The organism is Nocardioides lijunqiniae (genome assembly GCF_015024225.1).
Lineage (GTDB): Bacteria > Actinomycetota > Actinomycetes > Propionibacteriales > Nocardioidaceae > Nocardioides > Nocardioides lijunqiniae.
Window position 1 is genome coordinate 151,701 of the sequence record NZ_JACJGM010000009.1, and the last position, 21,096, is coordinate 172,796.

22 protein-coding genes and 1 pseudogene are annotated in these 21,096 nt (G+C 72.4%); 10 read left to right on the forward strand and 13 right to left on the reverse strand.

Annotated elements, in window-relative coordinates:
• Positions 1-8: 8 nt before the first annotated feature.
• Both IRQ30_RS08335 and IRQ30_RS23310 read right to left on the reverse strand, forming a co-directional pair.
• A complete protein-coding gene (locus tag IRQ30_RS08335) occupies positions 9-533 on the reverse strand; it encodes an MmyB family transcriptional regulator (RefSeq protein ID WP_338089620.1) in 525 nt (174 codons plus the stop codon).
• Entirely contained in the window at positions 530-748 is a 219-nt protein-coding gene (locus IRQ30_RS23310; RefSeq protein WP_338089621.1) for a helix-turn-helix domain-containing protein, read from the reverse strand. The genes IRQ30_RS08335 and IRQ30_RS23310 overlap by 4 nt, the downstream gene beginning before the upstream one ends.
• A gap of 101 nt (positions 749-849) precedes the next feature.
• Here IRQ30_RS23310 and IRQ30_RS08340 point away from each other — a divergent pair, with 101 nt between their 5' ends.
• Positions 850-1,722 carry an aldo/keto reductase family oxidoreductase gene (locus IRQ30_RS08340; protein ID WP_193612462.1) on the forward strand — a complete coding sequence of 291 codons (873 nt, stop codon included), beginning with the start codon at positions 850-852 and terminating at the stop codon, positions 1,720-1,722.
• A 24-nt stretch (positions 1,723-1,746) separates the two neighbouring features.
• On the opposite strand, the gene IRQ30_RS08345 is transcribed toward IRQ30_RS08340, so the two are convergent.
• Together IRQ30_RS08345 and IRQ30_RS08350 are read right to left on the reverse strand one after the other, a co-directional pair.
• Positions 1,747-2,478, reverse strand: coding sequence for a DinB family protein (locus IRQ30_RS08345; RefSeq protein ID WP_193612463.1), 732 nt, complete (start codon positions 2,476-2,478; stop codon positions 1,747-1,749).
• A gap of 32 nt (positions 2,479-2,510) precedes the next feature.
• Positions 2,511-3,224 carry a DUF72 domain-containing protein gene (locus tag IRQ30_RS08350; RefSeq protein ID WP_193612464.1) on the reverse strand — a complete coding sequence of 238 codons (714 nt, stop codon included), beginning with the start codon at positions 3,222-3,224 and terminating at the stop codon, positions 2,511-2,513.
• A gap of 375 nt (positions 3,225-3,599) precedes the next feature.
• On the opposite strand from IRQ30_RS08350, the gene IRQ30_RS08355 reads away from it, so the two are divergent.
• Both IRQ30_RS08355 and IRQ30_RS08360 read left to right on the forward strand, forming a co-directional pair.
• Complete coding sequence (locus IRQ30_RS08355) at positions 3,600-4,247, forward strand: GIY-YIG nuclease family protein (protein ID WP_193612465.1); 648 nt, start codon at positions 3,600-3,602, stop codon at positions 4,245-4,247.
• Between the two features lie 153 nt (positions 4,248-4,400).
• Positions 4,401-4,850 (forward strand): hypothetical protein, encoded by a 450-nt coding sequence (locus IRQ30_RS08360; protein WP_193612466.1) that lies wholly within the window; start codon positions 4,401-4,403, stop codon positions 4,848-4,850.
• Positions 4,851-4,935: 85 nt separating this feature from the next.
• Here the strand turns inward: IRQ30_RS08360 and IRQ30_RS08365 are convergent, their stop codons facing one another.
• The 4 genes and pseudogenes from IRQ30_RS08365 to IRQ30_RS08380 all read right to left on the reverse strand — a co-directional run bounded on the left by IRQ30_RS08365 (position 4,936) and on the right by IRQ30_RS08380 (position 9,507).
• On the reverse strand, positions 4,936-6,234 hold the full coding sequence (locus tag IRQ30_RS08365; protein WP_193612467.1) for an HNH endonuclease: 1,299 nt from the start codon (positions 6,232-6,234) through the stop codon (positions 4,936-4,938).
• Positions 6,235-6,350: 116 nt separating this feature from the next.
• Positions 6,351-7,472, reverse strand: coding sequence for an N-acetylglucosamine-6-phosphate deacetylase (gene nagA, locus IRQ30_RS08370; RefSeq protein ID WP_193612468.1), 1,122 nt, complete (start codon positions 7,470-7,472; stop codon positions 6,351-6,353).
• 5 nt (positions 7,473-7,477) lie between these two features.
• A pseudogene (locus IRQ30_RS08375) lies at positions 7,478-8,728 on the reverse strand (PTS transporter subunit EIIC); the annotation flags it as partial.
• Complete coding sequence (locus IRQ30_RS08380) at positions 8,725-9,507, reverse strand: GntR family transcriptional regulator (RefSeq protein ID WP_338089622.1); 783 nt, start codon at positions 9,505-9,507, stop codon at positions 8,725-8,727. The gene IRQ30_RS08380 and the pseudogene IRQ30_RS08375, both read right to left, overlap by 4 nt.
• A gap of 104 nt (positions 9,508-9,611) precedes the next feature.
• On the opposite strand from IRQ30_RS08380, the gene IRQ30_RS08385 reads away from it, so the two are divergent.
• The 4 genes from IRQ30_RS08385 to IRQ30_RS08400 are packed head-to-tail and all read left to right on the forward strand — an operon-like array spanning position 9,612 to position 11,992.
• Positions 9,612-10,649: an SIS domain-containing protein gene (locus IRQ30_RS08385; protein ID WP_193612470.1), complete on the forward strand. Its 1,038-nt coding sequence runs from the start codon at positions 9,612-9,614 to the stop codon at positions 10,647-10,649.
• A 31-nt stretch (positions 10,650-10,680) separates the two neighbouring features.
• Positions 10,681-10,914, forward strand: coding sequence for a PTS sugar transporter subunit IIB (locus IRQ30_RS08390; protein WP_193612471.1), 234 nt, complete (start codon positions 10,681-10,683; stop codon positions 10,912-10,914).
• A complete protein-coding gene (locus IRQ30_RS08395) occupies positions 10,911-11,360 on the forward strand; it encodes a glucose PTS transporter subunit IIA (RefSeq protein WP_193612472.1) in 450 nt (149 codons plus the stop codon). Before IRQ30_RS08390 ends, IRQ30_RS08395 begins: the two co-directional genes overlap by 4 nt.
• Entirely contained in the window at positions 11,357-11,992 is a 636-nt protein-coding gene (locus IRQ30_RS08400) for an HAD-IA family hydrolase (RefSeq protein WP_193612473.1), read from the forward strand. The genes IRQ30_RS08395 and IRQ30_RS08400 overlap by 4 nt, the downstream gene beginning before the upstream one ends.
• A 4-nt stretch (positions 11,993-11,996) precedes the next feature.
• Here the strand turns inward: IRQ30_RS08400 and IRQ30_RS08405 are convergent, their stop codons facing one another.
• Together IRQ30_RS08405 and IRQ30_RS08410 are read right to left on the reverse strand one after the other, a co-directional pair.
• A complete protein-coding gene (locus IRQ30_RS08405; RefSeq protein ID WP_193612474.1) occupies positions 11,997-13,241 on the reverse strand; it encodes a fatty acid desaturase family protein in 1,245 nt (414 codons plus the stop codon).
• Between the two features lie 32 nt (positions 13,242-13,273).
• Complete coding sequence (locus tag IRQ30_RS08410; RefSeq protein ID WP_193612475.1) at positions 13,274-14,392, reverse strand: ferredoxin reductase; 1,119 nt, start codon at positions 14,390-14,392, stop codon at positions 13,274-13,276.
• 85 nt (positions 14,393-14,477) lie between these two features.
• Here IRQ30_RS08410 and IRQ30_RS08415 point away from each other — a divergent pair, with 85 nt between their 5' ends.
• Together IRQ30_RS08415 and IRQ30_RS08420 are read left to right on the forward strand one after the other, a co-directional pair.
• Positions 14,478-15,647, forward strand: coding sequence for a PucR family transcriptional regulator (locus IRQ30_RS08415; protein WP_193612476.1), 1,170 nt, complete (start codon positions 14,478-14,480; stop codon positions 15,645-15,647).
• Positions 15,648-15,697: 50 nt separating this feature from the next.
• The gene (locus IRQ30_RS08420) at positions 15,698-16,702 is read left to right on the forward strand and encodes an SGNH/GDSL hydrolase family protein (RefSeq protein WP_193612477.1); all 1,005 of its coding nucleotides are present in this window, start codon (positions 15,698-15,700) and stop codon (positions 16,700-16,702) included.
• An 85-nt stretch (positions 16,703-16,787) separates the two neighbouring features.
• Here IRQ30_RS08420 and IRQ30_RS08425 read toward each other — a convergent pair whose 3' ends face one another.
• Positions 16,788-18,272 carry an amidohydrolase gene (locus IRQ30_RS08425; RefSeq protein ID WP_338089623.1) on the reverse strand — a complete coding sequence of 495 codons (1,485 nt, stop codon included), beginning with the start codon at positions 18,270-18,272 and terminating at the stop codon, positions 16,788-16,790.
• A gap of 21 nt (positions 18,273-18,293) precedes the next feature.
• Positions 18,294-19,757, reverse strand: a complete 1,464-nt coding sequence (locus IRQ30_RS08430) for a DHA2 family efflux MFS transporter permease subunit (protein ID WP_193612478.1) — start codon at positions 19,755-19,757, stop codon at positions 18,294-18,296.
• Positions 19,758-19,905: 148 nt separating this feature from the next.
• On the opposite strand from IRQ30_RS08430, the gene IRQ30_RS08435 reads away from it, so the two are divergent.
• Entirely contained in the window at positions 19,906-20,544 is a 639-nt protein-coding gene (locus tag IRQ30_RS08435; protein ID WP_193612479.1) for a hypothetical protein, read from the forward strand.
• A 12-nt stretch (positions 20,545-20,556) separates the two neighbouring features.
• Here IRQ30_RS08435 and IRQ30_RS08440 read toward each other — a convergent pair.
• Positions 20,557-21,096 (reverse strand): hypothetical protein (locus IRQ30_RS08440; protein ID WP_227467207.1); only part of this gene is annotated, 540 nt, incomplete at its 5' end.

Here is a 21,096-nt window from a genome sequence, read left to right on the forward strand (position 1 = left end):
AGCTCGGCTCAGGGGACCTCGAGGCCGGGCTGCGCACGTCCTCGGCGCTCGGTGGCGTCCGGTGCCGTGAGCGACCCGAGCAGCGCCAACCGCTCGGCGCCCACCGTGCCGTGCTCGGCGTGGTGGACGACGAGGAGCTGGCCGTCGGTGCCCTCGATCGCGAGCTTGGACAGGAGCAGGGTCAGCTCCCCGACCTGGGGATGGGTCATCCGGACGCTCTTGCTCTGCACCGGCCTGACGTCGTGGCGAGCCCACGCCTTGCGGAACTCCTCGCTCCCGAGCGACAGCTCGCCGACGAGCTGGACGACGCGAGGGTCGTCGATGGCGTCCCCGATCCGGCCGCGGAAGCCCGCGACCAGTCGCGGCACCATCCGGTCCCAGTCGGGGAAGCGCTCGCGCTCCGCGGGGTCGAGGAAGAGCGAGCGGATCCGGTTCTCGCCGACGCGTATGGCCGGCGAGAGCGCCCGGGCCAGCGGGTTGGTGGCGAGCACGTCGAGGTAGCGCCCCTCGACGTACGCCGGCAGCCCGATCACCTCCAGCAGCTGGGCACCTGGACCGACGGGTTGCGGTCGCGGCCCTGCTCGAGGCGCAGGTAGTAGTCGGAGCTGATCCCGGCGAGCATCGCGACCTCCTCGCGCCGCAGGCCGGCCACCCGGCGTACGCCGTGCACGGGCAGGCCGACGTCCTGCGGCGCCACGAGCTCGCGCCGCGCCCGCAGGTAGTCACCCAACCGGTTGTCCTGGCTCACGCCTCCACGGTAGCCGCGCGACGGCACCCGTCCCTGTCCCTGCCACTCCCAGGATCAGCAGGGGTCTGGGTGTCCGAGCCAGCCCGGACCACAGTGGCGGCATGACCACTTCAGACACCACCCTCCCCGGCGGCACCTTCGAGCTCGGCGACCTCACCGTCACCCGCGTGGGCTACGGCGCCATGCAGCTCGCCGGGCCCCACGTCTTCGGCCCGCCCGCCGACCGCGACGGCGCCGTCGCCGTGCTGCGCGAGGCCGTCGACCTCGGCATCACCCACATCGACACCAGCGACTTCTACGGCCCCCACGTCACCAACCAGATCATCCGCGAGGCGCTGCACCCCTACCCCGAGGACCTGCACCTGGTCACGAAGGTCGGCAACGTCCGCGACGCCGAGGGCGGCTGGCCGCCGGCGCGTACGCCGGACCAGCTGCGGCAGGCGGTCCACGACAACCTGACCAACCTGGGCCTCGAGGTCCTCGACGTCGTCAACGTGCGTCTCGGCGGGTTCGACTCCCCCGAGCCGGGCTCGCTAGCCGAGACGTTCGGGACGCTGGCCGAGCTGCGCGAGCAGGGCCTGATCCGTCACCTCGGCCTGAGCACCGTCACGGCCGAGCAGGTCGCCGAGGCGCAGCAGATCGCGCCGGTGGTGTGCGTGCAGAACCAGTACAACCTCGCGCACCGCGAGGACGACGACCTCGTGGACCGCCTGGCGGAGCAGGGGATCGCCTACGTGCCGTACTTCCCGCTCGGCGGCTTCTCGCCGCTCCAGTCGGCCGAGCTGACGGCGGTTGCCGACCGCCTCGGCGCCACCGCGATGTCGGTCGCCCTCGCGTGGCTGCTCCAGCGCTCGCCCAACATCCTGCTGATCCCTGGCACGTCGTCGGTCGCGCACCTGCGGGAGAACGTCGCCGGCGCCGGTCTCACCCTGTCCGCCGACGACCTCGCCGCGCTCGACCGCATCGGGGGCTGATCGCCGGGGTCACCAGCGCCTGACTCAGCGCAGCCGGGCGAGGTCGCGACGGACGTAGCGCAGGTGCGCCCACTCCTCCTCCAGGATGACCCGGATGCAGTCGCCGACGCTGGGGTGCCAGTCGTCTCCGCCCCACGGGTTGTCGCGTTCCTCCGCCAGCAGCTCCGGCGTCGCCGTGGCCAGGAAGTCCGTCACCAGCTGCTGTCGCTCGGCGCGCACCGCGAGGACCTCGTCGTAGGCCGGCGGCTCGGCGCGGAAGATCGACATGTCGAAGCCCATCTCCTCGGCACCCGTGAAGATCTGGCCGATCTCGTGGAACGGTTGCGGCATACGCAGGATGCCGCCGCGGAGCCATGCGTCCGTCGCCAGGACGAGGTGTCGCAGGGTCTGAACCAGGGACCACTCCTCCTCGACGTGCGCGTCCACCAGCTCGGGCGGCGTGCCCGCCACCGTCTCCTGCCACGCGGCCTGGACCGCGACCCACCCCTCGCGCAGTCCCTCGGGTGTCTCCGCCTTCTGCAGCTCACGGCCAGGGAACTGCCGGTTGAGCTCGGCGTCCACGAGCGGCACCACGTCCACCCCGTTGACGAACAGACTGCCGAAGAACAGGTCATGGCTGTCGATGTCGAGCCCGCCCACGTCGACGCTGCGCATCGTCACGCCGCTGACGTCGGAGAACCGCAGCGTCGCGCCCTTGAAGCTTGCCCTGACGAAGGTCGCGCCCTCGAACTCGTCGGTGCCTGAGTAGGTCGTCATCGCTCCATCATCACCGGAGGCGGGGACATGCCCTACGCAGACAGCAGAGCGCGGAACCGCTCCGCGTCGTCGGTGCGGGGCAGGTTGTTGAACATGACGTACGGCGACGGTCGGCCGCCGACCAGGTCCCGGAGCCGCCGCAGCTCGTCATCGGTGTGGACGTGTCGCGAGCCTGTGGTGCCGTGCAGCCGGTAGTAGGTCCGGTCCGGCGTGACCGTCTCGGTCTGCATCGGATCGACTACGTGGACCAGGTCCAGCTCGGCGCAGAGCTCGGTGAGCAGCTCCGTGGGCCATTCACCCCGGGGCTCCCACAGCAGGCGCCCGGCCGGCCGCTCCACCTGCGAGACGAACGTGCGGAGCCGGCCGAGGTTGTCAGCCGTCGGGCGAAAGCTCTTCGGGCACTGCAGCAGCACCGCGGTCGCCCGGAGGAGCCGGGCGCACTCGAGGGTCCGGTGCCAGCCGGCCAGCACCGGAGGAGTCGTGCGGAACGCCCCGACCTGTCCACGGGCGGAGTCCGGGAGAGGCCGCTTCATGCGCCGGTAGGTGGGGCTGTTGGACTCGTGGGTGACGATCTGCCACGCCTTGATCGTGAACTCGAAGTCGGCCGGCACCTGCGCACGCCAGCGCGCCAGCACCGCGTCGGCCGGCGGTTCGTAGAACGTGTGCTGCACCTCGACCACGGGGAAGCGCCGCACGTACGACGCCTGCGAGAACGTCCAGCCGCACAGTCCTACGCGGGCATCCATGACGCTGAGTCTCCCCGACGGGAGGGACGCGGAGAAGTCACCCATCGGAGTTGCGGGTCAGGCGATGTACTCGCCGGCCACTCGATCGGCGACCACCAAGAGTCTGCGACAGAGTTGCCACCTGAGAAGTTGGTGGAGACCAGGCCGGGAGGACTGACAGCGTCTTCGTTTCACAGGGGTGCCCGCCGTCGCTCGGCTGCGTGAGTTCGCGGCACCCTGGATGCGCGGCTCACCGCCGGCGCAGGCGCCTGACAGTGCAAATTCGGTCGGTCGCGCAACGACGGGTCGATGGCGCGTCCTTCCACCGTCTGTCGGCAAGGCCTGGAGCCAACGATCCGGGTCATCGCCAGGGGCCTCACGTCCGCTGAAGCCCTGATGGTCGAGACCACGCTCATCTGGAAGCTAGGTCGGACCCTGACCAACGTCGCTTCAGGTCACTACGTCGGTCGCTTCCGGCCGCCGGACACGTTCCACAAGAGACTGGCCCGCTTCGACTTCGAGAATGGCATCTACTACGTCAACGTCGGCGAGGGCGAGACCCGCAGTTGGGCTGATTGTCGGCGGCACGGATTCCTCGCCGCTGGCGGCCATCGAAAGTGGAGTGACGCCATCCGTCGACTCGAGCAGGGAGATGTAGTCATCGCTTACCTAAAGGGCGCTGGCTACGTCGGCGTTGGTGTCGTGCGCTCTGTCGCCGTTCCGTATGCCAACTACAGAAACAACATCGGTGTGGCGCTCGCACGGGACGAACTCGAAGAGCCGAACCTCGGGCACGACTCTGACGACCTATCGGTCTGCGAGTACATCGTCGCCGTGGAATGGAACGCCACCGTTGATCGAGCAAACGCCAAGTGGCTGCCACGAAGTGGTCTCTTCACATCGCAACTTGTCCGAGCGTCCCTCGACGGCCAGCCAGCCACGATGACGTTCGTCGAAGAGGCCTTCGGTGTTGATCTGGCCGCATTGGCTGATGGCCAGACGCCTAACCGGGATCGAGACATTCCCTCGCTTCTGGAGCAGTAGCCCGGCACCGCCCGTAGCCCCACCGTCGTTCGGGGCGGCGCAGAACGGGACCAATGACTCCGAGGTGCGTCTATCCGCCGCGTGTGGGCGCGGTGAATCGTCCGCTCATGCCCATGAGAGGTCACCCACGTAGCGACGGGATACGGTTCCGTCGTGTCTGACTCTGCGCTTGTGATCGAGGCGAACCCGACGGTCACCGAGCACACCTGCGATCACTGCTCGCAGCCGTTTCAACGAGTTCAGGGCTACGTGCATCGGGATGGCGATGCGCACGCGGTCTACATAGCCTCCTGCTACCACCACGACGGTCACGAGGTCTTCATCGATGCAGTGTTCAGCCCGACATGGGAGGACGCAGCGGACGATCACGTCACCTTCGGATGCCGGGTCGGCCAGGTCGCTGGGCAGTCCGATCCCGGAGCGTCGCTGACCACTGGCGCGACTGCGTTCACTGACAGTCCGTTCTTCGGACGGAAGTTGTCTCGTGAGGAAGCGATGGGTCATCCGCTCATCGATGACTTCTGGGCGCTCGTCGACCACATCCTCGTCCGCGACCCTGTCGTCCGTGACCACGTCTACGGACCGGGTGCGGAGTTCGCTTAGGACGTCCGCTCATGCCGCGATCCGCGCGGTTCAGAGTTGCGTCTTACCCCCGCGATAGATGCGGTTATCCCATGACCCCCGTCGGTCAGGCGGTCTCGTCGTCGGTCCACCGTTCGGCGAGTGTGGAGATGTCCGCATGGCCGGGTGGGGCGGGGGCGCGGGAGCGATATCGGTGGCCAGTGGGGCTGGTGGTCTCGACCGTGTGGCGGCCTGGGCCGGCGATGGGTAGCGCGGTCCAGCCGTGGGCCTGCTTGGCGAGGTTGCAGCGCTGGCACAAGCCCTGCAGGTTCGCCGCAGAAGTCCTGCCACCGGCCTCGAATGCCTGGACGTGGTCGATCTGAGCGACGGGGGCGCCGCACCAGGGGGTACGGCAGAGGTCCTGGTCGCGGGTGGAGACGAAGTCGGCGAGAGCCTTGGGGGCGAGGCGGGCGCGGGAGTCCATGCCCAGCAGCTTGCCCGTGCTGGGAGCGACGTAGAGGCGGCGGATGAACGCGCGCGCCTTGCCCATGGCGTCCTTGGCGAGCGCGCGCGCCCACGGGGCGGGCACCGGACCGTAGCCGGCCAGGTGGGCCGCGTCGTCGGTCAGCCCGAGCAGGGACTGGTCGGTCATCACGAGCTTGAGCTCGACCCGGGGTGTCTCCTCCGCCGGGGTGCCGGTGACCCGTTCGACGAGGGTGTCGGCCATGACCTGGCCCTTCGTCCGCTCGTCTCCCTGGGCGCGGGCGGTGTTGGCCGCGGCGATCAGGGAGGCGTGGACGCTCACCCCCTGCTTGACCGGCAGCAGCGCGGTGACCCAGCACATCGTGTCGGGGGCGGGGCGGATGCTGACGCGACGCTCGGCCTCGGCCTTGCGGGCGCGGGCGGTCACCGCGGCGGCGTCGAGCTCGCACGCGAGCTTCTTCGCGGCCTGGGCCAGGGCGGCGTCGCTCATCGCCGCGGCCTCGCCGCTGGCGCAGAGGCGGGCGTCGACCTCGACGCGGTCCTCGCGACTCAGGCAGGCGGTCTCGCGGGCGAGGATCGTGGCGCGCCACTCGTTGAGCAGGCCCTGCCGCATCAGCGCCAGGGTGTGCGGCATCTCTGTCTCGAGGACCTTCGCCAGGCCCAGGAACCGGGACGCCTTGTGGGGTGACTCGCGACGGGCGAGGCCGATCTGCTCGGCGACGCCCTCCCCCACCCGCTCGGCACGCACCCCCGCCGCGACCTGGTCGGCGCGCTGGGACTCGTCGAGGTCCACGGCGGTGATGGCCTGGGCGGCCGACCCGATGCACTTGAGGTCTTCGACCTTGCGCAGGAGCTCGATGCGTTGCGCGTCCGAGAGGTCACGCGGGCAGTCGGCGAGGGTGGAGGCCGCCTCGTCGAGCTGTCGCATGAGGGTGTCGAACATGAGGTCGACGCTATGCCTCGGCGGCGACACTCGTCGATCAGACAGCGGGCGCCTGTGGAGGGCCCGAGCGGCAACACCAGCCTGTGCACACCGAGCGGCTTACGAGACGAGGCAGGTCACGTCACCCAGCGGCCACGGTGCAGGACGCGCTGGACGTCGAGCTGCTCGTCGAGGACGACGAGGTCGGCGCGATGGCCGGGGACCAGGGAGCCGATCCCCTGGAGGCCGAGCATCTCGGCGGGCGTCGAGCTCGCGGCGCGGACGGCGTCGGCGAGGGACAGCCCGGCCACCTGGACGGCGTACCGGACGGCTGCGGCCAGGGTGAGCGTCGAGCCGGCGATCGCGCCGCCCTCGGCCAGCCGCGCCACCCCATCGCGGACGGTGACCGTCATCCGTCCGAGGCGGTAGTCACCGTCGGCCGCCGCGGCGGCGGCCATCGCGTCGGTCACGAGCACGATCCGGTCCGGCTTCGCCTCCGCGGCGAGCCGCAGGGCGGCAGGATGGACGTGGACGCCGTCGGCGATCAGCTCGACGTAGGCGTCCGGCCGCTCCAGCAGCGCCGCGATCGGACCCGGCTCGCGGTGGTGCAGCGGCCGCATCGCGTTGAAGAGGTGGGTGCCGACCCGGGCACCGGCGTCGAGCGCCGCCCGCGCCTCGTCGTACGTCGCCTCCGTGTGGCCGATCGCTGCCACGACTCCGGCCGCCACCAGCCGGCGCACCGCGTCCAGGCCCCCGGGCAGCTCGGGGGCGAGCGTGACCATCCGGACCTGGCCGCGCCCGGCCTCGAGCAGCGCCTCCAGCAGCGCCGGGTCGGGCTCGGTGAGCAGGGCCGGGTCGTGCGCGCCGGCGCGCTTCGGGCTCAGCCAGGGGCCCTCCAGGTGGAGCCCCGCGATCACGCCGTCCTCGGAGGCCGCGGCGAGCTCGGCCACGGAGGCCAGCAGCCGCTCGGGCGTCGCGGTGACCAGGCTGGCCAGCATCGTGGTCGTCCCGTGGGCCAGGTGCGCCCGGGTCACGGCGGCGGCGTCGTGCGCCGTCCCCGCGTCGAACGACGCTCCGCCGCCGCCGTGGACGTGCACGTCGACGAAGCCCGGCACGAGCGTCGCCTCGGGCAGGTCGACGTCGGCCGGCCGGCCGGGCGTGCCCTCGCCGACGTCGGCGACGCGGTCGCCCTCGACGAGCACCCATCCCGGCGCGAGGACCCGGGTGGGGGTGACCACCCGGGCCGCCGCGATGATCATGCTCAGACGCTAGCGTCCGCGGTCACGACGGACTCCTCGCCCTCGGCCTCGCGGCCGGGGGTGCGCAGGTTCCACCTGCGGATCACGAAGCGAAACAGGAAGTAGTAGATGGCGGCGTACCCCAACCCGATGGGGATCAGCAGCAGCGGATCGGTCGCGATGTTGAAGTTGAGCACGTAGTCGAACAGGCCGGCCGAGAACCCGAAGCCGTCCTTGATGCCGAGCGCGTTGACCAGTGCCATCGAGGACCCCGTCAGGAGCGCGTGGATCACGTACAGCGGCCACGCCACGAACATGAACGCGAACTCGAGCGGCTCCGTGACACCCGTCAGGAACGACGTCAGCGCGCCGGAGGCCATGATGCCGCCGACGACCTTCTTGTTCTCGGGCTTCGCCTCGTGCCAGATTGCCAGCGCCGCGGCGGGGAGCGCGAACATCATGATCGGGAAGAAGCCGGTCATGAAGGCGCCCGCCGACGGGTCGCCTGCGAGGAAGCGCGGGATGTCGCCGTTGACGACCTTCCCGGCGGAGTTCTCGTACTCGCCGAAGACGAACCACGGCGGGTTGTTGAGGATGTGGTGCAGGCCGAGCGGGATCAGCAGCCGGTTGAGCGTGCCGTAGACGAAGCCGCCGACCTCCTCGTTGTCGGTGACCGACTCGCCCAGGTTGGTGATGCCGTCGTCGAAGGCCGGGTAGACGAGGTTCATCAGCACCGAGATCCCGACCGCCGCGAACGACGTGATGATCGGGACGAACCGCCGCCCACCGAAGAAGGCGAGGTACTCCGGCAGCTTGATCCGGTGGTAGCGCTGCCAGAGCCACGCGGAGACGAGCCCGATCACGATGCCGCCAAGGACGCCGTAGTTGATCAGTGCCTGCTCCGCACCCTCGGCGGGAAGGCCCAGGACGAACGGGGACATCGCGTCGCCCACGGCCTTGAAGACCAGGTAGCCGACGACGGCGGCCAGCGCCGTGGACCCGTCGGACTTCCTGGCCATGCCGATGGCCACCCCCACCGCGAAGAGCAGGGGGAGGTTGGCGAACAGCGCGTTGCCGGCGGCTCCGATGACCGCGGCCACCCTGTCCCAGCCGAGGCCGTCGGCGCCGAGCACGTCGGCCTGACCGAAGCGCAGCAGCAGCGCCGCCACGGGCAGGGCCGCGATCGGGAGCATCAGGCTGCGCCCGAACTTCTGGAGCGGCCCGAGGTTCAGGCGCCGCTTCTCTCCTGCGCCCGCGGACGCGTCTGCTGTGCTCATCGCTTGGTGTTCCTCTCGGGTGCGGTGCGGCGGTGGCCCAGGTCGTCACGACCCAGGGACATGTGGAGCTGGTAGCGGTCGCCCCGGTAGCGGGAGACCACGTGCTCGAGGGGGCGCCCGGCGCTGGAGGACACGCGCCGGAACACCAGCAGCGGGGTGTTGACCGGCGCGTCCAGACGACGCGCGGTGGCGGCGTCGGCCGTCTCGCCCCACAGGGTCTGCTCGGCCGCGTCGATCGGGGCGTCGAAGACGTCGGCGAAGAGCTCGTAGAGGGAGCCGCCCAGGTCGTGGCGGTCGAGCCCGGGGAGCAGGGCGCGGGGGTACCAGCCGTGCTCGAGCGCGATCGGCTCGCCGTCCGCGAGCCGGACCCGGTCGACGCGCCAGGCGCTGGCGCCGGGGTCGAGCGCCAGGGCCTTGGCGACCTCGCTCGGCGGCTCGTCCGGCTCGACCGACAGCAGCCGGGTCGAGGGCTCCAGGCCGCGGCGGCGCATGTCCTGGCTGAACGACGCCAGGTGCAGCCGGCTCTCGAGTCGCGGCGTCGCCACGAACGTGCCCTTGCCGTGCACCCGGTGCAGCAGCCCGTCCGAGACCAGCACGTCGATCGCCTTGCGCACGGTCGCGCGGGAGACGCCGTACGTCGCCATCAGCTCGCGCTCCGACGGGATGGCCGCCTCCGGCCCGAGCTCCTTGACCGCCATCTCGGCGAGCGCGTCGCTGAGCTGCGCGTGCTTGGTGCGCGGACCGGCGGTGACGGTCCGGGCGGGACGGCTGGTGGCCACTTCGACCTCTCGACGGAGTTCCGTGTCACTGGTACGGTCTGGTACGTACCAGTTGGGAGTGTGGGCCCGGTGCCCTGCGCCTGTCAAGGACCACGAGGAGCGCGATGACCACCCAGATGGCGCGTGAGATCGCCGAGCAGCCCGACGCCGTACGGCGCACGCTCGCCGCCCTGCGTCCCCGGCGCGACGCGGTCCGGGAGCTGGTGGCGGGGCGGCGGGTGCTGTTCGCGGCGCGCGGCTCCTCCGACAACGCCGCGATCTACGGGCGCTACCTGCTGGAGACGCAGGCCGGCGTGGCGGGCGGCCTGGTCTCGCCCAGCGTCGCCACGCACTACCGCTCACGGCTCGACCTGTCTGACGCGGTCGTGGTGAGCGTGTCGCAGTCGGGGGCGACCGAGGAGATCGTCACGACGCAGGCCTGGGCGCGTGGGTGCGGCGCCGCGACCCTGGCCGTCACCAACGTCGAGGACTCACCGTTGGTGAGCGCCGCCGACCTGGCGCTCGTGACGCAGGCCGGCCCGGAGGTCGCGGTGCCGGCGACCAAGACCTACCTCACCCAGCTCGTCGCGATGGCCGAGCTCGCCGCCGCGCTGGTGGACGACACGGCCGCCCTCGACGCCGAGCTCGACCGGGTGCCGGGCGAGATCGAGCGGCTCCTCGACGTCGACGTCGCCGAGGCGGTCCAGGCCCTGCGGTCGGCCGACTACACGGTGGTGTCGGGGCGCGGCCTGATGATGGGCACCGCGCTGGAGACGGCGCTGAAGCTCGAGGAGACCTGCCTGCGCCCGGTGCGCGGCTACTCCTACGCCGACCTGCGCCACGGGCCGATCTCGGTGGTCACCCAGGGCATGACCGCGCTGCTGGTCGCGGCCCCCGACGGTCCACTCGTGGGGCCGCTGGCCGACCTCGCCGCCGACCTCGCGGGCCGCGGGGCGCGGGTCGTCGGCCTCGGCGGGGACCCGGCGTTCGCGCGAGCCTGCGCGGTCCACGTGCCCGGACCCGACCTGACCGAGGCCGTGGCCCCGCTGGGCGCGATCGTGCCCGGACAGCGGATCGTCGAGGGGCTCGCCCTCGCGCTCGGCCTGGACCCCGACAACCCCCGGGGCCTGGCCAAGGTCACCTCCACCGACCCACACTCGTGACCCCACGAACGACCCCACCGAAGGAGCACCGATGAGCACCAAGGCCGAGCAGATCCTCGCCGGGCTGGGCGGCGCCGGCAACGTCGTCGAGATCGAGCCCTGCATCACCCGCCTGCGCACGGAGGTCAAGGACGGCGGGCTCGTCGACGAGAAGGCGCTGCGCGCCGCCGGCGCGCACGGCGTCATGCAGTCGGGCACGGTCGTGCAGGTCGTCGTCGGGCCCGAGGCCGACAACCTCGCCGACGACATCGAGGACCTGATGTGACCGAGGTCCGCGCGCCCCTGCCGGGCCGGGTCGTGGCGATGGGCGACGTGCCGGACCCCGTCTTCTCCTCGGAGATGGTCGGGCCGGGCATCGCCATCGAGCCCGACCCGGGCGAGGTCACCGTCGTCTCCCCCGTGGCCGGCACGGTCGTCAAGGTGCACCCGCACGCGTTCATCGTGCTGGCGTCCGACGGCGTGGGCGTCCTGGTCCACCTCGGGATCGACACGGTCAAGCTGGACGGTCGCGGCTTCGAGGTGCTCGTCACCCAGGGCAGCACGGTCGAGGCCGGCACGCCGATGGTCCGCTGGGACCCGGCGACGCTCGAGGACGGGATGTCGCCGCTGGTGCCGGTCGTGGCCATGGACCGGCCGAAGGGGTCGGTGCCCGCGCCCTCCGACGGCACCCGTGCCGCCGCCGGCGACCTCCTCTTCACCGTGGCTCCGTGAGGCCCGCCGCCCTGCTGCTCGACCTGGACGGGACCCTGGTCGACTCCGAGCCGCTGCACCGCGCCGCCTACGAGGCCTACTTCGCCTCGCGCGGCTGGGACGTCGCCGACCTCAGCGTCTTCACCGGCCGCCGGGCCGCCGACGTCTTCGCCACCACCGCCGGCCCCTGGGGCGACGAGGACCCGCAGGCCGTGTCGCAGGCGGTCGTCTCCCAGATCCCTGCGGACGTCGACCCCGAGGAGGTGGCCGGCGCACGCGACCTCGTCCTGGCGGCGGTCGCCGCAGGCACCCGGGTCGCGATCGTCACCTCGGCCGCCGCCGACTGGGTGACCCGGTCGCTGGGTCCCATGGGCGTCCTGGACCACCTCGACGTCGTCGTCACGTCCGCCGACGTCACCGACGGCAAGCCGCACCCCGCCGGCTACCGGCTCGCCGCAGAGCGCCTCGGAATCGCCCCCGCCGACTGCCTGGCCGCCGAGGACTCGCCCGCCGGCGTACGCGCGGCGGTGGCTGCCGGCGTCGGCGAGGTCGTCGGCGTCACCACCACCCACGACGACGCCGTCCTGCTCGAGGCGGGCGCCGCGTCCGTCAGCCCGGACTTGCGGGAGCTGGCGGCGCGGCTGCGCCGGTGACGTTTCAGGCCGCGGCGGCCACCTTCGCGCGACGCGCCTGCTGGGTCAGCCGGGCCTGGGCGGCGCGGCGGACCTTGGGGCCCTTGGTCGTCATGGCGAAGAGGACCTTGAGCTGGCTGGGCAGGTTCTTGGCGTTGGTGGTCGCCAGGAAGTCGTTGGGCAGCGAGAGCCGCACGACCTTGTGCCAGGCGCTCGCGACCTGCTGCGGCAGCGGCGCCATGTGGTAGCTCAGGCCGTAGCGCTGGAAGACGTCCTGCACCTGCGGGGCGATCTCGGCGTACCGGTTGCTGGGCAGGTCGGGGAACAGGTGGTGCTCGATCTGGTGCGACAGGTTGCCGGTCATGAAGTGCATGGCCTTGCTGCCGGAGATGTTGGCCGAGCCGAGCATCTGGCGCAGGTACCACTCGCCGCGGGTCTCGCCCTCGATCGAGGTGCGCTCGAAGGTCTCGACGCCCTCGGGGAAGTGGCCGCACATGATGACCGAGTGCGTCCACAGGTTGCGGACCAGGTTGGCGGTGAAGTTGGCGGCCAGCGTCGGCACGAACGAGCCGGTCGGCAGGGACATCAGCGGGTGCACGACGTAGTCCTTGCGGACCTGGTTGCGGATCTTCTTCAGCGTCTGCTTGGCGCGGGCCTTGAACTCCGGGGCCTGGCGGCGCTTCTCGCTCGAGAGGTTCTTGCCGAGCTCGAGGTCGTAGGCCGCGATGCCGTACTCGAAGAAGCAGGCGTTGATGAAGTTCCACAGCGGCTGCGCCAGGTAGAGCGGGTACCAGCGCTGGTCCTCGTCGACGCGCATGATGCCGTAGCCGAGGTCGTTGTCCTTGCCGACGACGTTCGTGTAGGTGTGGTGCAGCTCGTTGTGCGAGTGCTTCCACTGGTCCGACGGCGAGGCGTTGTCCCACTCCCAGGTGGTGGAGTGGATCTTCGGGTCACGCATCCAGTCCCACTGGCCGTGCATGACGTTGTGGCCGATCTCCATGTTCTCGATGATCTTGGCGACGCTGAGGCCGGCGGTGCCGATGACCCAGGCCGGCGGGAACGCGCTGGCGAGCAGCACGGCGCGGCTGGCGAGCTCGAGCTTGCGCTGGGCGTCGATGACCGTGCGGATGTACGCCGAGTCGCGCTCGCCGCGGCTGTCGAGGATCGACTGGCGGATGGCGTCGAGCTCGACGCCGAGGCGCTCGATCTCCTCGTCGCTGAGGTGCGCGATGGGGTTCGTGCTCTCAGTCTTCTTCTGAAGGACGGTCATGTCGATCTCCTCTTGCTGGTCAGGTCGATCGGTCAGTGGTCGATGTCGCAGGGGCCGGCGGCCGCGTTGATGCAGGTCTGGATGATCACGCCGTCGCCGGGCGCGGCGACGGTGACCTCGCCGTTGCGCAGGTCGCGCACGGCGCCCGAGCGCAGCGGCAGCACGCAGCCGAAGCAGACGCCCATCCGGCAGCCGCTCGGCATCAGGACGCCGCCGGACTCGCCGACGTCGAGGATCGGGGTGGCACCGTCGCCGTCGACGATGATCCCGCTCCGGCCGAAGGTGACGGTGCCGCCCTCGCCGTCGGTCGCGACGACCGCCGTGCGGAACCGCTCGATGTGCAGCGGCAGGCCGCGGGCGGTGTGGTGCTCCTCGAGCGCGTCGAGCAGGCCGACGGGCCCGCAGGCGTACGTCGTGCGCTCGGCGAGGTCGGGGACGATCGAGTCGAGGTCGTGCACGTCGAGCATCCCGTGGACGTCGGTGTGCATCTCGACGAGGCGGACGCGGCCCTCGGCGGCGTAGGCGCGCAGCTCGCGGCCGAAGATGACCTCGGAGCGCGACAGCGCGGAGTGCAGCAGCACGATGTCGGAGTCGAGCGGCTCGGCGCGCGAGAAGAGGTTGCGCAGCATGCCGATCACCGGCGTGACGCCGGAGCCGGCGGTCACGAGCAGCAGCTTCTCGGGGCGCGGGTCGGGCAGGACGAAGTCGCCCTCGGCCTGGCCGAGCTGGATCATCTGGCCGGCGCGGGCGCGGCGCACGAGGTGGTTGGACACCGCGCCGTCGGGGATCGCCTTGACGGTGATGCTGATGTGGCCGTCGGCGCGGGGGCCGTGGGTCAGCGAGTAGGTGCGCCACAGGCGGACGCCGTCGACGTCGACGCCCACGCGGACGTACTGGCCCGGCACGTGGCCGGCCCAGTCCTTGCCCGGCTTGAGCACGATCGTGGCGGCGTCGGCGGTCTCGGGGACGATCGAGACGATCCGCGCGCGCAGGTCGGCGCCGGAGCGCAGCGGGTGGAAGATGTCCAGGACGTCGGCCGGCACGAGCGGGGTCACGGCCGCCTCGGCGACGCGCATCAGCCGGTCCCGGAGCGCGAGCGAGCGCACGGCGGGCTCGCCGTTCGCGGTGCGCATCAGGCCTACGGAGGTCATACCTCTACTGTGCCCGTCTCCCGAGGTAAAGTCATGACCAGACGACGTGAAGACCTACGTCACATTTGTTCGCAGGAGACAAAAAATGACCTCTCGCTCCCGCCCGACCCCCGCTCAGGGCCTGCTCATCCCCGTCGAGGCGGTCGCGGAGATCCGCGCGCACCTGCCCGCGGTGGCCGACGACGTGGTCGCCGCGATCATCGAGGAGGTGCCCAGCTACGCCGACGCGTTCGGCGGCCGCATGGGCGAGACCATCCGCAACGCCGTGCGGCTGGCGCTGGGCGGCTTCCTGTCGCTCGCCGGCGGCACCCCCGGCGCCGACCCCCGCACCCCGGCCGCGCCCGCGGTCGACGGCGCCTACCAGCTCGGGCGCGGCGAGGCGCGCAGCGGCCGCACCACCGACGCGCTGCTGGCGGCGTACCGCATCGGGGCGCGGGTCTCCTGGCGGGAGATGTCCATGTACGCCGTCGACGCGGGGCTGTCCGCGGAGACGCTGGTGTCGTTCGCGGAGCTGGTGTTCGCCTACATCGACGAGCTGTCCGCGGCCAGCGTCGCGGGGCACACCGACGAGCTGGCGACCACGGGGCGGGTGCGCCAGCGGCTGCTGGAGCGGATCGCGCACCACCTGCTGGTCGGCTCCCCCGCCGAGACCGTCACCAGCGCCGCCGAGCGGGCGGGGTGGGAGCAGCCGGAGACGCTGACCGCGGTCATCGTGCCGGAGTCGCAGGTGCGCCCGGTGCTCTCCGAGATCTCCCCCCAGACCCTGCAGACCGAGGTGCCCGACCTCGACGACGTCGCGCTGCTGCTCGTGCCCGACGCCCACGGCAGGGCCCGCGCCGCCCTCTTGCGCACGCTCGCCGACCGCGGCTGCGTGGCCGGGCCCTCCCGGCCGTGGCTGGAGGTGCGGGCCTCCCTCGACCGCGCCGTGCGGGCGCGCAGCGCGGGCCTGGACGGCGACACGGACCGGCACCTCGTCCAGCTGGTGCTGACCGCCGACGCCTCGGCGCTGGCCGACCTGCGCGCCGACGTGCTCGCCCCGATGGCCGAGCTGCGACCGGGCGTCGCCGACAAGCTCACCGACACGCTGCGCGCCTGGCTGCTGCACCAGGGACGGCGCGACGACGTCGCCGGGGCGCTGTTCGTGCACCCGCAGACCGTGCGCTACCGCATGGGCCAGATCCGCGACCTGTACGGCGACCGGCTCGACGACCCGGACACCGTGCTGGCGCTCACGATCGCCCTCGGCGCGGGCTAGCGCGGCCCGGCGCCGGGCCGCGCCCACCCGGTGGCTCGTACCGTGGGCGCATGTCGTCTCCCTGGGGCCACCGCCGCGCACGTCGCGCCCGTCGCGCCCGCCTGCTCGTCGGCGTGGTCGCGCCCACGCTCCTGCTGCTCGCCGCCTGCGGCTCCGACGACGACCCGCCGCTGGACACCACCCCGTCCTCCGAGTCGTCGTCCGAGGCCTCCGACGAGACGCCGTCACCCTCGGCGGACTCCTCGGGCGACCCCTCGGGCGGCACCGCGCCGCCCGCCGGTGAGGCCGGGACCTACGTCGCGCTCGGCGACTCGTTCGCGTCGGCTCCGCTGGTGCCCGAGACCGACCCGGCCGACGGCTGCCAGCGCTCGACCGGCAACTACCCGCACCTGGTCGCGGAGGCGGCCGGCTACGAGCTCACCGACGTCACCTGCATCGCGGCCTCGACCACGTCGATGGTCGGGGTGCAGATCACCGGTGAGACGCAGAACCTCCCGCAGTTCGAGGCGCTCGACGAGGACGTCGACCTGGTGACGATGACGGTCGGCGGCAACGACTTCGGCCTGTTCTCCCAGCTGCTGCTCGCCTGCCTGCCCGCCGCCGGCGCCGACCAGGCCACGCCGTGCCGGCAGAAGCTGGCCGCGAGCGGTCAGGAGAAGGTGCTGCTCGGCCAGGTCGACAAGATCCGGGGCCGCATCGAGGCCACGACCCGCGGCATCCTCGACCGGGCGCCCCAGGCGCGCGTGATCGTGGCCGACTACCCGCAGCTGCTGCCCGACCAGGGCTCCTGCCCGGACCTGGTGCCGCTCGCCGAGGGCGACTACGGACTGGTGACCGAGCTCAACAAGGCGCTCTCCGACGCCGTCCGCACCGGCGCCAAGGCCGGCGGGGCCGAGGTGGTCGACGTGTTCAAGGCCAGCAAGGGCCACGACGTCTGCTCCGACGACCCGTGGGTCAACGGCGTCCAGACCGACCCCGAGCGCGCCCTTGCGCTGCACCCGTTCGCCGAGGGGCAGCAGGGCGTCGCCGACCTGGTGCTGGCGAAGCTGCGCTGACGACTGGGTTTCGAGACAGGCGCTAGCGCGCCTTCCTCAACCCCCGGGGGGTTGAGGAGGTTGCGCAGCAACCGTCTTGAAACCCCTACAGCGCGCTGTGGACGACCCGGCCGGCGGCGACGGTGAGCGCGACCGGCATCGAGCGGAGCAGACGGGCGGTGTCGGCGGCGTCCTCGCCGGGGGCGAGGGGGTCGCGGTCGAGGAGCACGAGGTCGGCGCGGGAGCCGACGCCGACGGTGGGCTGGCCGTCGACGGAGGCGGCCAGCGCCTCGTGGGCGGTGAGCGCCTGCTCGGCGTGCCAGCTGTCCTCGTCGTCGGCGCCGCGGTGCACGGCGGCCCCGATCGCGAGCCACGGGTCGAGCGGGGCGACGGGGGCGTCGGAGCCGAACACCATCGGGATGCCGGCGTCGAGCATCCAGCGGAAGGCGAAGCAGCGCTCGCTGCGACCCGGCCAGATCTGCTCGGTGAGCACCCGGTCGTCGATGAGGTGCGCGGGCTGGACGCTGGCGCGCACCGGCACCCCGGCCATGCGCCGTACGTCGTCGCGGGTGATCAGCTGGGCGTGCTCGATGGAGCCGCGGGCGCCGGTCTCGGCGTAGACCGACAGCGCGTGGGCGACGGCCGCGTCGCCGATCGCGTGGACGGCCACCTCGAGACCCCCGGAGTGGGCCCGGGCGAGGAGCGAGCGCAGCTCGGCGCCGCTCTGGTTGGCCGCGCCGACGCCGCCGTCGACGTACGGCTCGCAGCACCACGCGGTGCGGGTGTTGAGGGAGCCGTCGCTGATGATCTTCAGCGGCCCCATCGTGAGCCGGTCGTCGCCGGCCACGAGGGCGTCGCCGGTGCGCAGGCCGGCGGCGAGCACCTCGTCGAGCCGCTCGGCGTACATCGCCACCCGCACGCGCAGCACGTCGCAGCCCTCGGTCCAGCGCTCCACCCAGTCCTGCGGGCCGCCGCCGAACTCGAAGTCCACGAGCCCCACGACGCCCTTGGCGGCGGCGCGGTGGAGGGAGTTGAGGTAGCCCGCCGGGGAGATCCCGTCGTTGCCGACCAGGCCGGGCAGCCCGGCGTACGCCGCGAACCACTCGTTCTCGTAGACGTTGTCGTCGCGCACCTCGAGCCCGAGGGCGACCTGCGCCGAGGTGCTGAGCCAGGCGTGGTGGGCGTCGCCGGCGATCAGGACGACGGGGGTGTCGCCGGCCACCGCGTCGAGCTCGGCCACCGTGGGCTGGCGCTCCCAGACCGCCGGGCGGTGCCCGAAGCCCACGAGCGGGCGGCCGGGGTGCTCGGCCAGCCAGAAGCGGGCGAGGTCGAGGGCGTGCTCGGCGGAGTCGGCGGCGCTCAGGTCGAGGCGGGTGGAGGTCAGCGACCACTGACCGAGGTGGGTGTGCTGGTCCCAGAGCCCGGGCACCAGCCAGCGCCCTCCGGCGTCGACCTCCTCGACGCCCGCAGGCCGCGCCAGGCGGGGTCCCACCTGGGTGACCCGGCCGTCCTCGACCAGGACGTCGACGGGCTCGTCGGACAGCCCCACGACGGGGGTCACGGGCACCAGACGGGCGTCGCGGACGATCACGGGCGCAACGCTAGTGACCTCCTAGGGGTGCGCCCCGACCGCCTCCCCCGCGGGGGCCGGGCCGTGCGGGTCGTCACTCGTCATCGATCTCGGCCGCAGGAGCGCTCCGCCCACGACCGCCGCCAGCAGCGCGCACGCCGCACCCACCGCGAACGCCGCCTGGTAGCCGCCGTTGAGCGCCGCGACCTGCGAGGCACCGTCCTCGAGCAGGCGGTCCGAGCGGGCCGTGGAGATGCTGACCAGGACCGCCAGGCCGAGCGCGCCGCCCATCATGAAGCTGGTGTTGACGATCCCGGACGCCAGGCCGGCCTCGTCGGGCTCCACGTCACCCATGGCCGCCAGCAGCACCGGGTTGAACGCGATGCCCGCGCCCACGCCGAGGAGCAGCATCGAGGGCAGAACGTCGACCACGAAGCGGCCGTCGACGGGCGCGCGCGAGAAGAGCGCGAGGCTGAGCGCCGCCAGGGACAGGCCGACCACCAGCGGCGGCCGGATGCCGAAGCGCATCACGAGCCGGTCGCTGACCTGCAGCGAGCAGTAGGCCATGACGACGCTGGTGGGCACGAACGCGAGGCCGACGTCCAGGGCGTCGTAGGCCAGGACCTGCTGGAGGTAGAGCGCCGCGAGGAAGAACCACGCGAACATCGCCGCGGCCCAGAGCACGCCCACCACCTGGGAGACGCTGACGTTGCGCAGGCCGAGGAGCCGCAGCGGCATCAGCGGGTTGGCCGCGGTCGCCTCGCGCGCCACGAAGGCCGCCAGCAGCAGCACGCCGAGCCCGAGCAGGAGCAGCGTGCGGGCGCTGGTCCAGCCGGCCTCGTTGCCGCCGACGATGGCGTAGACGCTCGTCATCAGCGCGACCGTGACCAGCGCTGCGCCGACGACGTCGAGGCGCGCGGCCTGCGGGACCAGCTCGTCGGCCGGCAGCACCCGCCGCGCGGCGATCCAGACGGCCACGCCGATCGGCACGTTGACGAGGAAGATCCAGTGCCAGGAGAACAGCCCAGTCAGCACCCCGCCGAGCAGGACGCCCACGGCCCCGCCGCCGGACATGACGAAGCCGAAGACGCCCATGGCCTTGGCCCGCTCGGCCGGCTCGGAGAAGAGCCCCATGATCAGCGCCAGCGCCACGGCCGACACCGCGGCGCCGCCCAGGCCCTGGACCGCGCGGCCCACCACGAGCAGCTCCGACGACGGCGCGAGCCCGCAGGCGACGGACGCGACGGTGAACGACACGACCCCGCCCTGGAAGACCCGCTTGTTGCCGAGCAGGTCGCCGAGGCGGCCCGAGAGCAGCAGGAAGCCACCGAACGTCAGCAGGTAGGCGTTGACGACCCAGGCGAGCGCCGACGGGGAGAACCCGAGGTCGGACTGGATCGAGGGCAGCGCGACGTTCACGATGCTGGAGTCCAGGACGATCATCAGGTCGCCCAGGCACAGCACGTAGAGGGCCAGCCAGCGGCTGCGGGTGGAGAGCTCGGTCATCAGGGGGTTCCTCGGGTGTCAGGGGCGGTCTCGTGCTGTCCACGAACGCCGGTCCGTCGATACGACAGACCCAGCACACCCGACCGAGTCATCGGTGCGCCCGACCGCGGTTGCGCGATCGGGCGCACCGGCCAACTACGGTGACGCCATGGACGCGCGGGCACTCGGGGTGGCGGTGCTGCTCGGCGCGCTCGGGGTCGCCGGCGGGTACGCCGCCGTGACGATGTCGCAGGACGAGCCGGCCCGCATGAGCGCGGTCGTGCCCGTGCCCGGGCAGTCGCCGTCGTACCCCTCGGACCCGGTGGTCCGGGTGCTGCCCGACCCCGGCGCGCCCGCCCTGGCCCCGGGCCTCGAGCTGGAGCCGCGACGGATCGGGTCGGAGCGGTTCGGGGTGTGGGTGTCGGTGCCGCGCGGGTGGGTCCGCAACGACAGCGAGCTCACGGAGTCCAAGTGGGCCCCGCCCCGCGCGCCGCTCAACACCTACTTCCTGCGGGTCAAGTCGATCACCGGCCAGCGGCTGTCGATCGCGCAGGCCCTCGCGCTGCGCCGCGACTCGCTCGAGGAGGTCGTCACGGAGTTCGACCTCGAGGTCGAGAACGACGAGACCCTCGTGGCGACGTACGTGAACGAGGGCTATCGCCGGCTCACGATGGAGCGCTTCGTCGAGCTGGACGGCGACGGCGTCGCCGACGTCACGGTGGTCGTCATCGGCCGGCTGGCCGACCGCGACGGGCTGCTCGACCTGCTCGAGGGCGTCAGCGCCAGCGCGTCGCGCCAGCGCGCCTGACGGGCCCGCCCGTCACAGCCCGTGGGTGTCGACGCTGTCGAGCACCCGGTTGGCGGTGGCGCGGTCGGCGCTGCGGACCTGCACCCACAGCAGCCGGTTGGCGGCGACCTGCACCACCCGCTCGACGGTGATGCCGCCGGGGCACCCGGTGTGGACGACGGTGGTCGAGTCGTCGCCGCCGGCCTCGGTGACCGGGTCGTCGCTGCCGTCGCACTCGGGGTGCTGCGGCAGCTGCGTGGGCAGCTTCTCGCCGGGGAGCAGCCCCAGGAAGACGCCCTCGGCGCGGGAGCCGGCGTCGGCCCACTGCGACGAGGTGCCGATCGAGAGCGCGGGATAGGTGCCCTGGGCGCTGGTCGGCGGCACCCAGCCGTCGGCGGCCACGGCGCGGTCCCAGTCGTCGGGCACCTGCGCGGTGAGCGAGCCGGTGTCGTCCATGACCTCGACCTCGCGGTCGCGCTGCAGCAGCCCCAGCCCCGCGCCTGCGGCCGCGCCGACGACCAGCGCGGCCGCGCCCGCGAGCGCCACGAGTCGGCGCCGTCGCCCCGGGGCGGC